Genomic DNA, 15,902 nt, shown 5'->3' with positions numbered 1-15,902 from the left:
CCCGCAATGCCAAAATGAACAGAATTCCTTCTGGCGCGCATTGCTTCGGGTCGACAAGAGTCACGTCTAGGAACGGGCTCAATTTGGATGCCCAAGGCCAGAGCCATATCCTACCTAGTTCTGTGATCTGCGCTGCCGGCAATTTCCGATCGATGCAATGCCCCGCCGGCTATTCCTACTGCCAGTACATACAACCATCCGGGATAGAAGTCTTGAAGATGGGAGTTAAAAATCGAACTCGCGATGTTCTGAACAACTGCCACCAAGCCAATCCACGCAAGAAATGGTGCGCTAGCCGATCGTACACCTTGTCGGAAGAGCCACAAATGAACTGCCCACATCGCATAGAGCGCAAGACAGCCAACGAGCCCCCATTGAATCGCGACCGATAGTGTTTGGTTGTGCGGATTGGAAACAACAAGCGAATCAAGGCCGGTTCTGCCGTTCGCCTCAGCTTCAAACAGTCTTCTTGTCGATCCTGTTCCGTGTCCAAGTAACGGCGCAGAGCGAACGAAAACAAACGAGCTTCGCCAAAATACCAGTCTCTGGGCTCCCGAGGCTGGATCATCACCGACCGTCAGTGAATTCGCTCGATAGGCCGTCAGATCTCCAGGTATTCTTGCTATCTTCCTCTGAAGGTTAGGCGCGCTTGCAAGTGATACCAGGCCGATGATGACGAAAATCGCGAGCACAGATAGAAGGCGCCAGCCCCGTACATAGCGCCATGCGAACAGAAGAAGCATGATCGGAACATATAAGAACGCGCTTCGCGCAACGTTGACGAAAGCAAGGTTCGCGAGGAAAGCGGCGCTAGAGAAGTAGAGTACAATGGTTCTACCGAACATTGCCCGACGAAGTGCTTCCGTGGCTAAACCGCCGATGGTCACCGCGAGGAAGGCAAATCCCTGGCTTTGATCAATGTAGTTTTTTACGGGTACGCCGAGGGCGTGCGGCTCGATATAGCGAGCAAGTGCAGGGGATGCATAAACGGAGAACGAAAGAGCTAGGAGAAGTGAATTCGAGAGCCCAAAGGATACAAAGGTCCAACCAGGCCGAGGCGACGTTTGGAAATGCAAGAATACTAATGGAATAAGAAGCAGCTTCGACGTCTTATCCAGCGCGTGCAACCGCTCCCACCAGGATACGTCAGAAGCCCAGATTGTTCCTATCGCGGCGAGTGCGAAGAACACGATAGGCAGGAGTAGCGGCGGTCGCCGCAGTCCCGCAACGACGGCGCGAGCGGTCAATATTGGGGGAATCGCGATAACGAGGGCAACTGACAGCACGCTTGCGACAGTCGTCGACCAGGGAAGGGCGGCACCGAACACGACGAGTAGGATGTCGACGAATACCTGTCGAAGCTCGCGCGCTCGCGGCTCTTGCGGGCCGCTCCAGACAAAGAGCCATAAATGCATACGCTCGAAAAGCGGGTCGTTCAAAAGGCTGCGCGGCGATAGCAAAGTGCCGGCAAGGTCGGGGCGGTCCTCAGTCATCGTTGGGCTATCAGGTTGGCGCGAGATTGGCGCAGGGTGCCTTGCTAACCTATTTCAATTCGACGCGGCAAGGCCTTGGAAGCCGCGAACGTAGCCCGACGCCGAGACCCTGATCGACGTCGGCGATGTACGAATCGCACAGTTGTGGCACGACTAGGACACAGTTGCAGAGCAGTCGTGTCGCGACAAGAATAGAGCTCGAAAGACGGGACCGGGTGCTTGAAGAAGGAGAATCACATATGGGGGCGTTCGCGAGCAGATGAATGCGCCACACCCTGAGCGAAGTGGTCAGCCGGCCACCGTTCGATTGTGAGCTCCGCACGTGGAGGCGACGACGGTCGTTATGAGATACGTCAAATGGCAGGTACGATGATGGCTGTCTTCAGCAATAAAGGGGATTAATCGAGTGAAAAAATCTCTGACAGTCCTACTTGGGTTGGCGGCGATTGGCGCGGCACGTGGAGAAATGATTGATTTATCTCAGAATGTCCAGTTGCAAATAGATCTTCGGAATAGAATTCAAGCTGCCGGCTTTGATTGCCTAACGCCGCTTACCTATCGCCAAGTTGGCAATGACTATCGAGGCGCACTCGATCGCGTTGATTGTGAAAATGCAAGCAGTAGTCGGAGCTTTCGTATCGTGGAACAACCCGGCCAGCCACCTCGTGTTGAACCTTGGTGAATTCGGATTTTGGAAGATGCTCAGTTCACGGCTGATCGCTGAGACGGGCTTCCCGGATACTCGGGCGCAATATTGCGCAACAAACTGCACGCGGCCAGGACGTGCGTCGGTGGGCGGGTCGCTCCAGAAGAGACCCGTTGTTAATACTTGGCACGAGTGCTACTTAGCCAAACGCTTCTAACCGTGCGCAGCGCTCTCGCAAGCGGGGGAGGAGGGGCCTCTCCGTCCATAGTGCTATGCTCATTACGTCAAACCGGCGGCTCAAGTTGAGAACGCTAATGTCTATTTTGCAGATTCGAGAGCAGAGCACTTGCCGGAAATGTGGAGCGAAGCCGAGCAAGCAAGGTCGCCCTTCCGCAGACCTTTTTCGCTCGTTCTATCCGACCTGGACGCGGGCGGGAGAACTACTGATCGCGAATTCGATGCCTGATCGGATCACAAGAGGTTGCAGCTTTCGGTTGCAGGGACTTTGGGTCAGGCTGGTTGAGCTGTTGCTGGAGCATTGGAAAATGAAGCTTGGCTTTCTCGCACCTTTGGCTATTTCGGTTCTACTTTTGCTGCCCACCTCAGTATACGCTAATGATCTGGATGGTCTTGCTGGTGTGTGGACCGGGACAGGATCAATGAAGCCGATTGACGGTCCGAGAGAACGGATACGTTGTAGGGCGACCTACACCGTCAAAAAGCCGCACCGCTCGTTAGATCTCGCTCTGCTTTGTGCCAGCGATGCGTACAAGCTGAACTTGCAGGCCAACATCGAACAGAACGGCGACGAGCTGTCCGGAAACTGGTTCGAACGGGAGTATCGACAGGGTGGCAAGATTGTAGGCAAGAACAACGCAGGCAACGTTGAGGCAAGGATAGAGGGCAATACGGTTGCTGCCCTCGTTAGTATTCAAACAAAGGCCGATCGGCAAGCCTTCTCCATGGATGCTCCGGGTGCGTGGGTTTCAAAGGTATCGATCGATATGAACCGCACTCAAAAATAGCTCGGCCCGGCGGTATTAACCGGTATCATCGGCAAGCTTTGCATGGACATCTCAAGGAAGAACATCGCGACGCGATGTCATTTCAAATGCGGCCTTGTGACTGAGGGGTTCGCTTTCGTCCCGTTCGATATCGGGTGAACGAGGCTGCGGTTCGTGCCGCCTCACTTCGGGTGGAGGGAAATCAATCGTCAGATCGCGTTGTCACTTCGGAAGTGATCTCTGATGTAGTTGGTCTATCCGCGCCGATCCAACTATGGTTCGCAATGTGAATATTGCCTTGAGCCGTCCACGAACTGTGCGCAGCCGCGTTGCGGCTGGCGCGTTTGGGCTGATAGCGTTGTTGTCGCCCGTCACCTCGCGGGCTGATAGCCGTGCCCCGAGCATTTGGACAGAGCAATCGTCAAGTATCGAGCCGACGCAGCTACCGCTCGGGGACAAGAAATACAGCAACAGTCCAAAGAAGGGTTTTGTATTCCCGTGCAATCAAAAGAGTTACTCGGGTACGCTGGGAGCTCATGTCTTCGGTCCCTGGATTCACGGCTCTACCTGGGATGCAACGCAGAAGCTCTCAGTTCAGGGCGAGGTTTACTGGCCACAAGCAGTGTATCGGATCACTGTCGAAGGTAACTTGCGAGTATTTGCCGGGAACGAGCTGCCTTTAAATGAACCTACGGGGATATTCCCGATTAAGCGTAGTGACCCAGCATACGCTATCGACACCAACCCAAATCCAATCAGACCGCAGTCGACATCGTTCTCGGTGCCGCTAAACCCTACCGAGGCGCCATCGCCATCGTGTGTTTCGATCGCGATGGTGGGATTTTCTTTGAATGGGGTCTCGTTCTACAGCGCACTTGACGTGCAAGGTCACGATGCGCCTGCACATGAGGTGCAGGATGTTTGTAGCGGGCATCCCAGGCCAGGGGGAGCCTATCACTATCACTCGTTATCGGACTGCATTCCCCACATTCGGGAGAGGAATGCTCTTGTTGGCTATGCCCTGGATGGTTTTGGAATATTTAGTCCTTACGACGCAGATGGCCGGGAGCTTACCACTGACGACCTGGACGAGTGTCATGGCAAAACATCTTTGATCCAGTGGGACGGGAAGGAGGTGAACATGTATCATTATGTGCTCACCCGAGACTATCCATACACCATTGGCTGCTTTCGAGGGATACCCACGAGAGTACCGATCACGCCGTCCTCCTATTTCGGGAGGTTTATGAAATGGTTGTGGGATCTTCGGCATAAATGATCGGGGCGACTCGAAAGCGGGTGAAGGGAACGCTGGCGAACGTCCCTCGTCTTTGTCTCGCAGCCTCTCGCAAAACGTTCGCCTAGAGTGCCATCATATAAAGCGGCAGCTCCTTCGCCTGCAATGCAGGAAGCACAAGAAGATCGCTTTAGCGGATCATACAGCAACTATCGGCGGCTTGGCGCGCGGGGGGCGCCTGAGGCAAACAAGGTCCGTAAGGCTGAGCGCCTCTGCAATCGGGTCGTGTGGATCGATCACCTCCACCGTGCGGCCGGCATAATCGATCTGCATGACCGCGTCGGGCGCAGGGCGGTGGCGGAAGGTCGGGTTCGCCAGGTGCTGGTAGGCGGCAAACCTCTCGCAGAACCTATAGCCATGACCCTCGGGATGCGCCGTGCGGTACTCCTGCCACAGCAGCGTCAGCGTCACGCGGCACTTGCGTTTCAGCTCCTGCGGCTACCTGCGCCACTCAGGCTCGCTCAAGTCCCTGGGGCGGCCGCCGAGCCGCCGGAACAGGGCCCATTGCAACGCCGCCTCGCTCTCGTAAATCCGTAAATCGGCGGCAGCGGCCAGCTTGAGCGGCTTCACGTCCCCGCAGCTGGTAGGTGGCACCGAGGTCTTGCTGATCTGCAGCGTTCCGAGATGGGCCGCAACGAACAGGCCTTGCTCATATGTCAGCCTCAGGATCGATCGAGGTCCTTCACACTTGTTCGCTTCCCTTGCTTCCGTCTCGGCATTGTCACCTCTCAAACTCGGCCTGAGAGAGAACATTGCCCATTGCCCGAGTGGCGCTACCGCTTCTATGGTCAGGCCAAGGCCACTGCTCTTAGTTCGCCAGAAGGCATCTACTTGCTTCGCGATCCAGCACAAGGCAGCTCAGGCGACCGGTCGCAAACGCGCCTGTATCCACATTGATTCGATTGGGTAGTATCTCGATTTGCTCGACGGGCGTATGCCCGTGAACGACGATCTTGCCAAAGTCCATTTTGCTTCCGAGAAACTCGTCCCGAATCCAAAGTAGATCCGTCGACCGTTGTTTCTCGAGCGGGACACCTGGTCGTACGCCGGCGTGACACAGAAAATATCTGCCGACAGAGATCGACAGTTTCAACGATGAGAGGAACTCAAGATGCTTTTCTGGAACCGCTGCTCGGAGTGCCTCTGATGCCTTCTCGACGCGCTTTCCGATCATCAGCGGAGCAGCCGCCACGCCGTACGACTTAATGGTCTCAAGTCCTCCCCAATGTCGCCACCCGGCGCCGATCACCGGATCAAGCAGGAACGCCTGGAACATCTCTTCATGGTTGCCCTTTAGCGCGATGTAGGGAGTCGGAAACATGTGTTGCGCGAGCCGGTCGATGACACCTCGGGAGTCGGGCCCTCGGTCAACGTAGTCCCCCAATGTAACCGTCAGCGCATCGGCGACAGGGTATTCGGCAAGATCTCGTTTGATGAGATCAGCGATCTTGTCAAGCAAGTCGGAGCGGCCATGGATATCGCCAATCACATAGAGTCGGACATTATCTGTAAGTGAGGCACATAAATCGCTCGGTCTCTGAGGCATCTCGCTCTGTATGGGCCGCCTGAGGATACCGAAAGTGCCATTGATGCGCCGCCAGAGAGTTCGCGTCGAACCGATCATAGCAAGATGTTTAGTGCCCGAGCTTCGGTCACTGGCGATGACGCCATCATTTTCGCGTCAGAGCCTCTGCTCGAATCGTGTGTCCAGTGCATGAACGAGAGAGTGATGGTGGAGTGCGCTCGTCGATGTGAAAAGCAGATGAGCAGGGCGAATACGACAGCGTTCAAAGAAGCGCGCCACTCACATCGCGATAGCCCGTCAACCGCGGCACAGCGAAGCCGTAAATGCTCTCTGGATGCCGGGTACCGAACCATGTCAGCCGTCTACCTACACCCCATAAGATGAGAATCAATTTTCTCATATGACGCTGACTGGAAGCTGACGTTAGTTTGATTGCCCCGCAAAGTCGTGGACATTTTGAGCGCAGCGTTCGCGCTAATGGCAGCATTTGCGACCGGGCGCATTATCACAGGTCATTCTATTCAGATGCTCCTTCTACTCGGATGCAGTTCTGTGTTGATGAGTCCTTTGCCTTTGGTCGATTCTGCTCTTGCTATCACTTGCAAATCTCGATAGTGCGTTTGTCCAGATTCTTGGACCGAGAGTTTAGCTTAGGTGGAGTGATGCTTCACCTTGAGTGCGGTAGCGTCCCCAAATCTGAGACCCGCCTGATTGGCAGTCTAGTTAGCGACCGCGGCCCGAACTCTTTAAATCGACGCCGTCCTTTATTGTGATAGGTCAAAGTGCGGTAAGCGCATTGCTCGTGTGCTGCATCATCGTCGTGAAATCAGGTTCTTAAGTTCAATCGATGCTCTCTTTTGAACGATTCGTGTGATGGCCATTAATGATCGACCTTCTGATCTGCCGTGTAACCGGACGCCTTGATGGCTGCGCATTGGACGAATGCAAATTGGGTGCTCGTGGGTTGATATCATGCGACTGTTCCGCTCTTGATCGCCGCTCGCCTGTTCGCGCCATCTTGAACGACTTCGGCGCGCAATAACGAATTCAGCGGCTGCAGGGGGGCGTTTCAGCCGGGCGAGATGAAGATCTCGGTCGTCATGGTGAGTCTCAACTCCGTCGTGACCATCGGTCATGCGGTGGAGTCCTTCCTCTGCCAAACGCATGCCGACAAGGAGCTGATCATCGTCGACGGCGGCTCGACGGACGGGACTCTTCAGGTGGTCGAATCTCTTCGGGCGCCTAATCTTCGTGTGGTCTCCGAGCCGGACCGCGGGCTGTATGACGGCATGAACAAGGGGCTTGCTCTCTTTGCCGGCGACGCGATCGGGTTCCTCAACTCAGATAATCGGTTCAGTGACGAAGTCGCCTTGGCGGCAATTGCAGAGGGGCTCGGCGAGGTCGATATGGTCTTCGGACATCTCGATTTCGTGTTGGATCACGACCGGCGAGAAGTGAGCCGGCGTTGGCGGACTGCTCCCTACCGCAAGGGAGCCTTCCGCCGTGGTTGGATGCCGGCGCATCCGACATTCTATTGCCGGCGAGAAGTTGCTGAGACGGTCGGCACGTTTGATCTCAGCTACGCGATCGCGTCCGATTACGACTACATGCTGCGGGCTTTCGAGCTCTCGAAGTTTACCGCGCGCCCCATCAACCGCGTTCTCGTCGATATGCTCCATGGCGGATGCAGTACAGCGAGTATGTGGAATTACGTTAGCCACAATTTGGAGGCGCTCGCCTCTCGGCGGAAGTGGCTTGGGACGGGGATTGTGGACTACGCACTGATCGCCAAGCCTCTCCGCAAGATCACGCAGTTCTTTCTCGTCGGCCACGTGCCGCCGCGCGATCGGATCGCCACCATGCCAATGCGGTCCGGCGGCACAAGAACCGCGCGCGATGGGTTCATGCGAGCGAATGACGGAAAACGATGACGTGGCGATCCTGCAATCGAAAAAGCCCATGACTCGACTCTACGATAGCCGCAAACGCATCTTGGTAACCGGCGGTGCCGGATTCCTTGGCTCACATCTCATCGATCGGCTTATCGCCGACGGCCACGATGTTCTGTGCGTCGACAATCTCTTCACGGGAACCAAGCAGAACATCGATCACCTTTGCAGCCACCCTCGCTTCGAGTTCATCCGCCATGATGTGACCTTCCCGCTCTACGTTGAGGTCGACGAGATCTATAACCTCGCCTGTCCGGCCTCGCCGATCCATTACCAGCACGATCCCGTCCAGACGACCAAGACCTCGGTCCACGGCGCGATCAACATGCTGGGTCTTGCCAAACGGCTGCGCTGCCGCATCTTGCAGGCGTCTACGAGCGAGGTCTATGGCGACCCAGAAGTCCATCCGCAGGCCGAAAACTATTGGGGCCGGGTCAATCCAATCGGCTTGCGGTCTTGTTACGACGAGGGCAAGCGGTGCGCCGAGACCCTGTTTTTCGATTACCACCGCCAGCATGATCTAGAGATCAAGGTCGCTCGCATCTTCAACACCTATGGGCCTCGCATGCATCCAGCGGACGGCCGGGTGGTGTCGAATTTTGTCATGCAGGCTCTGAAGGGTGAGCCGATAACGATCTACGGGACCGGCAACCAGACCAGGTCATTCTGCTATGTCGAAGACTTGATCGACGGGCTGGTGAAGCTGATGGAGAGCCCAGGCGACTTCACGGGGCCGGTCAATCTCGGCAATCCGGAGGAATTTGCCATCCGCGAGCTCGCCGAGAGGGTGATTGAATTGACCGGGACCAGGGCGGGCCTGACCTCGGCCCCGCTTCCCGCCGATGACCCACGTCAGCGCTGTCCCGATATTACCCTTGCGCGGACTAAGCTCGACTGGTTGCCAAAGACGAGCCTAGCTCAAGGACTGCCCCGGACGATTGCGTACTTCCGGGCTGTCCTGACCGAAAGGGGCGCCGATGACCTCAATGACTGGTCATACCGGCCCGCGTTGCCAACCGCGATGGGCATACGCCAAGGAACCTGACCGCAGGTGTGCGGCATCAACGGAATATTCGCTTATCACGCTGCTGCAAGCGTGCCGGCTGAGGCAGAGTTGCTTGCAACCCGCGATTCGATGCGGGCTCGTGGCCCCGACGGAGCCGGTGTTTGGTGGAGCAACGACCGCCGCTTTGGCTTCGCTAACCGGCGCCTTGCGATCCAGGACCTTTCCGAGGGCGCCGCACAGCCGATGATGAGTGCGGACCGAGCGACGGTCGTAAGCTTCAATGGCGAGCTCTATAATTGCCGGCAACTGCGCGCGGAGCTCGAACGTGACGGGGTCCGCTTGCGTACGAGCGGCGACACTGAGATTCTCCTGCATCTTTACGCGCGGCACGGGGCCGCAATGGTGCATCGGCTTCGCGGCATGTTCGCCTTCGCGATCTGGGACGAGGTCAGACAGAGGCTGTTTCTTGCCCGCGATCCATACGGGATCAAACCGCTCTACACGGCGGACGATGGTTGGACATTCCGTTTCGCTTCACAGGTCAAGGCGCTGCTCGCAGGTGGGCGAATCTCGCGGGACCCCGAGCCAGCCGGTGTTGTGGGTTTTCACCTCTTTGGCAGCGTGCCGGAACCTTTCACGCTTTATCGAGACGTCCGCGCTTTGCCGGCGGGCCACACACAATGGGTTGATTGGCTTGGACCACACGAGCCCAAGCCGTTCGCGAACTTGGCGGCGGTGCTCGCCGAAGGGGCAGCGCGACCGGCGCCGCGCGCCGAACTGCGCGATCTCATCCGCACCGGTGTGCTCGACAGCGTCCGCGCGCATCTCGCAGGCGATGTGGAGGTAGGTCTTTTCCTTTCCGCCGGCATTGATTCCGGCGCGCTCCTTGGTCTTATGCGTGATGCCGGACATACCAGAGTGCGAGCCATTACCCTTGGTTTCGACGAGTTCGCAGGAACAAGCGAAGATGAGGTGCCCATTGCCGCGGATGTGTCAGCGCAATACGGTGCGCAGCATCTGATACGACGTGTCAGCGAGGCGGAGTTCCGAGCGGACCTTGCGTGCCTCCTGGAAGCCATGGATCAACCCTCTATCGATGGCGTCAACATGTGGTTTGTCGCCAAATCGGCTCGCGAAGCGGGGCTCAAAGTGGCGCTGTCGGGCATTGGCGGGGACGAACTACTTGCCGGCTACCCCAGCTTCCGCGATCTGCCGCGCTGGCGCAGATATTATGGACCGCTAGCCGCGCTTCCTGGCTTTGGGGTCTTGGCCGGCATGCTGATCCAGGCCATCGCCCCTCAATTCGCCCGGCGACGACCCAAGGCGCTGGGAATGTTCCGGTACGCCAACTCCTGGCCGGGGGCATATCTCCTTCGCCGCGGCCTCTATCTGCCCGAGGAGCTGTCGTCCATTCTCGATCGGGATCTGGTTCGCGAGGGCTTGCGGCGGCTAAGGCCACTCTCTAGCCTCGCCCGATCCCTGATGCCCGATCCTCTGAGCGACTGCGGACGCGTCCGCGCGCTGGAGGCGGCCCATTACATGCGCAACCAGCTTTTGCGCGATGCTGACTGGGCCGGCATGGCCCATAGCGTCGAGGTTCGCGTTCCTCTGGTCGATTTCGATCTGTTGCGGACGCTTTCCCCAGCTCTAGCCGCGCTCGGACCGGGCGAAGGTAAGACGGCGCTGGCGAGTGCGCCTACAACGCCCCTGCCGAAAAGCGTCGTCGCGCGGGCAAAGACGGGGTTTGTCGTTCCCACCGGACGGTGGGTCGAGGCGGCTGCGGACCGCAGTGCTGCGAACGTGAAAGGCCTGGCCTCCCGGGAGTGGTCCCGTCTGGTTTTGGCCAGAGTCCTAAACGGCGAGGCGGTTGCCGCGTGAGCGACTGCAGAATACTGGCGCTGGTCACTGATGCGTTCGGCGGCCTTGGCGGGATTGCGCAGTACAACCGAGATTTCCTTACGGCTGTTGCGGCAGACGGCGTCTCGGTCTTCGCGTTGCACCGGCAGGCACTTGCCGCGGTGGAAACGCCGCTCTCCATCCAACAGACGCAAGCCAACTCAGGTCGCTTGCGCTATTCAATCGCGGTCCTGCGCGCTGCCCTTCGGCAAAGGCCTGACGTTGTGTTCTGTGGGCATATCCATTTGGCGCCGCTCGGCTACGCGGTCGCGCGCTTGGCTAAAGCCAGGTTCATCGTTCAGACTCACGGCATAGAGGTGTGGTCGCGGCCTTCGCCCATGCGGCGCCTATCGGTCGAGCGTGCAGACCTTGTGCTGTGCGTCTCCCGTCACACACGGGCTAGCGTCTTGAACTGGGCGGCCCTTCCGCCCGAGCGTGTCTTAGTCGTTCCGAACACCGTCCGCGATGTGTTTCGGCCGGGTGACGGAGGTCGATTTCGCGAGAAATACGGCCTCCACGGGAAGCAAATTCTACTATCAGCTGGGCGGATTGCGGCAACCGAGCGCTACAAGGGCCGCGAGCAGGTGATGTCTTCGTTGGGAGCCCTCGCCGCGCAGGGCCAGGATCCGGTCTATGTCGTGATCGGCGACGGCGACGATCGCAACTGGCTCGAGAATCGCGCGATTGAACTGGGCGTGGCTGATCGCACCAGGTTTCTTGGCGCGGTCGAGGTCCAAACCCTCGCCGAGGCCTATCAGGCCGCCGACGTTCTCGTGATGCCCTCAACCGGCGAGGGCTTTGGGATCGTATTCATCGAGGCAACGGCCAGCGGCACGCCAGCGCTGGGATTTGGCATTGGAGGCGCAGTCGATGCGCTCGCAGAGGGCGAGCTCGGCGTTGTCGCCGAGCAGGGCGGTCTCGCCGCGGCGATTTTGGCCGCACTCGCCGCAAGGCGCGACGCCGACGGTCTCGCGCGCGCCACCCGGGCACGCTTTGGCCGAGAAGTGTTCGATGCCCGGGTAAGAGGACTCATGAGCCGTATCATGTCGGATAGAGTGGCGTACACATGATGCGCAGTTATTTGTCCCGACATGAGTGGTCGTGTTGTGAGACCTGTTCACTCGGCCGTAGATGAACGTCACTGAGTATGTGCGCGAGATAGCTTTTGTCTGCTCCGTGGGGCGCAGATGGTCTGACAAGCTACGTCTGACAAGCGCCACGCTCGGCTTTCATCTGTCAAATGCATTTAGAGTAGTAGATCCGTCAGCCCCACGCCTGTACTCCGTCAATCTGATTGGACAAGCACACGATATTTGGTTGCGGACAAGAGGTGGTGACTTTTTTGTCTTGGCGGAGGTCTTTGGTTCGGGATGCTACGCCCCGCCCTTTCCGTCATCCAGGTTGAGAACCGTTGTGGATCTGGGCGCTAACATTGGGCTGGCCACGTTGTACTTGGCGACGCGAGCGCCCGAGGCTCGTTTCATTTGCGTTGAGCCATCGCCGGTCAATGCCGATCTATTGCGTCGCAACCTCACCCCTCTGGCGGATGCCGTTGTAGTCGAGGCGGCGGTGACAAGTGAGAGCGGCAACATTGCATTTAACGATACAGGTCCAACGTGGGGGCGCGGCATTTCTCGGGATGGGGGCCTGTATGTGAAGGCAATTTCGATGGATGACCTACTTGCACGGTATGCGCCCGAGAGAAGGGTAGACCTGCTCAAGATCGATATAGAGGGGGCTGAAGCTGACCTCTTTTCAGGCCCCATGGCTTGGCTCGACAGAGTCGATTGCATAATCGCCGAACTACATTCGCCGTTTTCAATATCGCAGTTCCGTCGCCTCTTGATGGGTCGAGGGTTCGATATCCTCAACGGCCGTGCGATGGCGACCGCGGTCCGCACACAATCCTGCAGTTGACCCATTTGTGCATCTGCGGACATCCTGGGCGCACGGGCCGAGATCTTTTGTGAATCCGACACAAAGTTCGGCACGGCATGACTGAAGCCGCTGGTACTGACCGCCACTCCGGTATCATCCTGGAGCCCGGCCGCGCCGAGCGGCACTATTGGCGAGACCTCTGGTATTATCGCGAGCTCTTCGCGATCCTCGCATGGCGCGACGTATCGGTCCGTTACAAGCAGACCGTCATTGGTGTCGCCTGGGCCGTCATTCGTCCGTTCCTGACCATGGTCGTGTTCACGATCGTCTTCGGGCGGCTCGCAAAGCTGCCGAGCGCCGGGGATGCGCCCTATCCGATCATGGTTTTCGGTGGGATGCTGCCGTGGTTCTTGTTCTCGACCGTGCTCAGCGACGCTTCGAACAGCCTTGTTACGAACGCTAGTTTGGTGGGCAAGGTCTATTTTCCGCGCATCATCATTCCGTCGGCGACGCTTGTCGCCGCCCTGGTCGATCTCGCCGTCAATCTGGCGATGCTCGCCGGGCTGATGATCTGGTTCGGGTTCTGGCCCACCTGGCGAATACTGTTCCTGCCTCTGCTCGTGGTGGCGGCGTCTCTGGCGAGCCTCGGACCGTCGCTACTCATGGCTGCGCTCACCGTGAAATATCGCGACTTCCGCTACATCGTTCCCTTTGTCGTGCAATTCGGCCTGTACATCTCGCCCGTCGGCTTCACGAGTGCCGTCGTTCCGGACAAATGGCGCCTATGGTACAGCCTCAATCCGATGGTCGGCACGATCGACGGCTTTCGGTGGTGCCTCTTGGGCGCGAACAGCCCGCTTAATCTTTCCGGTTTGTTGATCGGCACGGGCGCGATCGTCTTCTTTCTCTGGGTCGGCATCATCTATTTTCGAGCCGCCGAGTCGCGCTTCGCGGATGTAATCTGATTAAAGCCATGACCAAGTTCGCGATCAGCGCCGAAGGACTCGGGAAGAAATACGTGATCGGTGGTGAAGCCGAGCGTGAACGCTATGTGGCCTTGCGAGATGTCCTCACAAGCGGCGCCAAGAAGGCGTGGCGGAAGACCGCCAGCCTGTTGCGCGGGCAGGAGCTCGTCGTCGCCGGCGCCGTGGAGGAGTTCTGGGCGCTCAGGGGCGTGAGCTTCGAGGTCAAGCGCGGCGAGGTCTTGGGCATCATAGGTCGAAACGGTGCCGGCAAGTCGACGCTGCTCAAAGTCCTATCGCGCATCACTGAGCCAAGTGACGGCCGCGTGGTCATCAAGGGGCGGGTCGCAAGCCTGCTCGAGGTCGGCACCGGCTTTCACCCGGAGCTGACGGGCCGGGAGAACATCTATTTGAACGGCGCCATCCTCGGCATGACGCGGGCGGAGATCAGGCGCAAATTCGACGAGATCGTCGCCTTCGCAGAAGTCGAACGATTCCTTGACACCCCCGTCAAACGTTATTCGAGCGGCATGTATGTCCGTCTCGCTTTTGCGGTTGCCGCCCACGTCGAGCCCGAAATCCTCGTCGTGGACGAGGTGCTGGCCGTGGGCGACGCCGAATTTCAAAAGAAATGCCTTGGCAAAATGTCAGAAGTTGCCGGCGGGGGCCGCACCATTCTGTTTGTTAGTCATAATATGACGGCGATTTCGAGGTTGTGCGATCGATGCCTGCTGATGGAGAGGGGCGAAATCACCTTTGATGGGGCACCGGCCTCTGCGGTTGCTCTCTATCTGCGGCGTGTCGCCTCTAGCGGCAATGCAACAAAGTGGTCAATCGACGGAAGTCGAGGTCAGAAGGGCGACGAGTTCGTCCTGTTGTCTGTCGAGGTCCGCGGGACACGATCGACCGGACCAATTTTCGCGCCGGATGAAGAGCTGAGCATCAGTTTAGTCTATTCTCATAACACGCAATTGACCGGGGCACGCGTAGGCATCCAGCTGGAGACTTCCAATGGCGAGACAGCCTTCGCCTCGATCGACCAGACGGCCCGTGGCGCTGAGGCTTACCTGCCCGGGACCTACGAGTCGATCTGCCGGATTCCCGGGGGATTGCTGAACCGAACGAGTTATTTCATTCGCGTGTGGGCGGGCATTCCCGGTCAACGCGTCCTCCTTCATCCTGTGGATGTCGGTCGATTTGCGATCGATGGCGTAGGCAACGAGGGAGGCACTTACTCTGCCGAGGGCTGGCCGGGTGCGGTCTGTCCGCGCCTGCAATGGGTCGTCCGGTCGCAAGACTTGGAGAGTGCGGCGCGCCCAGTGGAAGCGGCCGAATGCAACGGAGCGCCAGCAAGATGAAACATCTCGTAACCCGCGCATTGGCACGTTTGCGCAGACACGGTGCCGTCGACAAGGATCGCGATCGACTCGCCGCGACCATGCCAATGAATCCGGTTGGCAGTGATCTCTATCTCGTTGCATTTCCGAAATCGGGTGTGACGTGGCTCAGCTTCTTACTGGCGAATGTAAACCTGTTGCTCTCGGGTGAGCAGCAAAGGCGGGCCACGCTTTTTAATATCAGCGATCTAATCCCTGATATCCATACAAATCGCAACCTTAGCAACGCCACAACGGCGGCACCTGGGTTTCGCGTGATAAAAAGTCATAGCGGCTATCACCCAGGCTACACAAAGGTACTGCTGCTGGTTCGCCATCCGATTCACGTCATGGCGTCATACTACGTCTATTCCACTGCCCTTAACCAGTTTACTGGCAGCATCGAAGATATGGTCGAAGATGAGCATCTCGGCATCAATGCCTGGGTTCGCCATACTGCCGGGTGGTTGGACAAAGCGAGACCGGAAATATCCTTTCGGCTAATCCGGTATGAGGACTTCCTGACGCAACCGAGCCGCTGCCTCCGTGAGCTCTATGAGTTGTGGGGAATCGACGTAAGTGATGACATCATCTCTACGGCCACGGAACGGTCGAACCTCACCGCGATGGCGGCGGATGAGCAACGCTTCAATGCCGGCCATCCAGCCCTTTCCGGTTTCGAGTTTGTCAGAAGGAGAGAAGACCGCGAACCGCGTTGCCTTATAAGCGATGTCTTGCGTGCCAGAATTCTCGATACGGCGCGGCCGATCACGGAGCGCCTCGGCTACGAATGCCACGGTAAACCCGATTATGAGCGTGGTCCGGGTTTCGTGATATGAGTTTGGTCGGCAGAATGCCGTCATCGCTACT

Annotated in this window: 14 protein-coding genes; 11 read left to right on the top strand and 3 right to left on the bottom strand. The window is 58.0% G+C overall.

Going from position 1 to position 15,902, the window contains the following annotated elements:
* Positions 1 to 110: 110 nt before the first annotated feature.
* Complete coding sequence (locus P6U30_RS27905; protein WP_407166060.1) at positions 111 to 1,493, bottom strand: O-antigen ligase family protein; 1,383 nt, start codon at positions 1,491 to 1,493, stop codon at positions 111 to 113.
* Positions 1,494 to 1,899: 406 nt separating this feature from the next.
* On the opposite strand from P6U30_RS27905, the gene P6U30_RS27900 reads away from it, so the two are divergent.
* From P6U30_RS27900 to P6U30_RS27890, 3 genes are all read left to right on the top strand, one after another.
* Positions 1,900 to 2,175 carry a hypothetical protein gene (locus P6U30_RS27900; protein WP_407166059.1) on the top strand — a complete coding sequence of 92 codons (276 nt, stop codon included), beginning with the start codon at positions 1,900 to 1,902 and terminating at the stop codon, positions 2,173 to 2,175.
* 278 nt (positions 2,176 to 2,453) lie between these two features.
* Complete coding sequence (locus P6U30_RS27895) at positions 2,454 to 3,164, top strand: hypothetical protein (protein ID WP_280978397.1); 711 nt, start codon at positions 2,454 to 2,456, stop codon at positions 3,162 to 3,164.
* A 253-nt stretch (positions 3,165 to 3,417) separates the two neighbouring features.
* Positions 3,418 to 4,422, top strand: a complete 1,005-nt coding sequence (locus P6U30_RS27890) for a YHYH protein (protein WP_407166058.1) — start codon at positions 3,418 to 3,420, stop codon at positions 4,420 to 4,422.
* A gap of 156 nt (positions 4,423 to 4,578) precedes the next feature.
* Here P6U30_RS27890 and P6U30_RS27885 read toward each other — a convergent pair whose 3' ends face one another.
* The gene (locus tag P6U30_RS27885) at positions 4,579 to 4,851 is read right to left on the bottom strand and encodes a hypothetical protein (RefSeq protein WP_407166057.1); all 273 of its coding nucleotides are present in this window, start codon (positions 4,849 to 4,851) and stop codon (positions 4,579 to 4,581) included.
* Between the two features lie 397 nt (positions 4,852 to 5,248).
* Positions 5,249 to 5,929 (bottom strand): metallophosphoesterase family protein, encoded by a 681-nt coding sequence (locus P6U30_RS27880; RefSeq protein WP_407166056.1) that lies wholly within the window; start codon positions 5,927 to 5,929, stop codon positions 5,249 to 5,251.
* Between the two features lie 1,118 nt (positions 5,930 to 7,047).
* Here P6U30_RS27880 and P6U30_RS27875 point away from each other — a divergent pair.
* The 8 genes from P6U30_RS27875 (at position 7,048) to P6U30_RS27840 (ending at position 15,871) form a co-directional block, all read left to right on the top strand.
* Complete coding sequence (locus P6U30_RS27875; protein ID WP_280978401.1) at positions 7,048 to 7,896, top strand: glycosyltransferase family 2 protein; 849 nt, start codon at positions 7,048 to 7,050, stop codon at positions 7,894 to 7,896.
* 28 nt (positions 7,897 to 7,924) lie between these two features.
* Entirely contained in the window at positions 7,925 to 8,959 is a 1,035-nt protein-coding gene (locus P6U30_RS27870; RefSeq protein ID WP_407170552.1) for a UDP-glucuronic acid decarboxylase family protein, read from the top strand.
* A gap of 6 nt (positions 8,960 to 8,965) precedes the next feature.
* The gene (gene asnB, locus P6U30_RS27865; protein ID WP_407166055.1) at positions 8,966 to 10,798 is read left to right on the top strand and encodes an asparagine synthase (glutamine-hydrolyzing); all 1,833 of its coding nucleotides are present in this window, start codon (positions 8,966 to 8,968) and stop codon (positions 10,796 to 10,798) included.
* Positions 10,744 to 11,886, top strand: a complete 1,143-nt coding sequence (locus P6U30_RS27860) for a glycosyltransferase family 4 protein (RefSeq protein ID WP_280990764.1) — start codon at positions 10,744 to 10,746, stop codon at positions 11,884 to 11,886. Before asnB ends, P6U30_RS27860 begins: the two co-directional genes overlap by 55 nt.
* 61 nt (positions 11,887 to 11,947) lie before the next feature.
* Positions 11,948 to 12,733, top strand: a complete 786-nt coding sequence (locus P6U30_RS27855; RefSeq protein WP_407166054.1) for an FkbM family methyltransferase — start codon at positions 11,948 to 11,950, stop codon at positions 12,731 to 12,733.
* A 77-nt stretch (positions 12,734 to 12,810) separates the two neighbouring features.
* Positions 12,811 to 13,659: an ABC transporter permease gene (locus P6U30_RS27850; protein WP_280978403.1), complete on the top strand. Its 849-nt coding sequence runs from the start codon at positions 12,811 to 12,813 to the stop codon at positions 13,657 to 13,659.
* Positions 13,660 to 13,667: 8 nt separating this feature from the next.
* The gene (locus P6U30_RS27845) at positions 13,668 to 15,014 is read left to right on the top strand and encodes an ABC transporter ATP-binding protein (protein WP_407166053.1); all 1,347 of its coding nucleotides are present in this window, start codon (positions 13,668 to 13,670) and stop codon (positions 15,012 to 15,014) included.
* On the top strand, positions 15,011 to 15,871 hold the full coding sequence (locus P6U30_RS27840; protein WP_407166052.1) for a sulfotransferase domain-containing protein: 861 nt from the start codon (positions 15,011 to 15,013) through the stop codon (positions 15,869 to 15,871). The genes P6U30_RS27845 and P6U30_RS27840 overlap by 4 nt, the downstream gene beginning before the upstream one ends.
* Positions 15,872 to 15,902: the final 31 nt, after the last annotated feature.

Origin of the sequence: Bradyrhizobium sp. ORS 111, from assembly GCF_045571485.1 — a bacterium.
In the GTDB taxonomy this organism is placed as follows: domain Bacteria; phylum Pseudomonadota; class Alphaproteobacteria; order Rhizobiales; family Xanthobacteraceae; genus Bradyrhizobium.
Note: the sequence above shows the minus strand (reverse complement) of the source record. Positions and strands in the feature narration are given on the sequence as shown.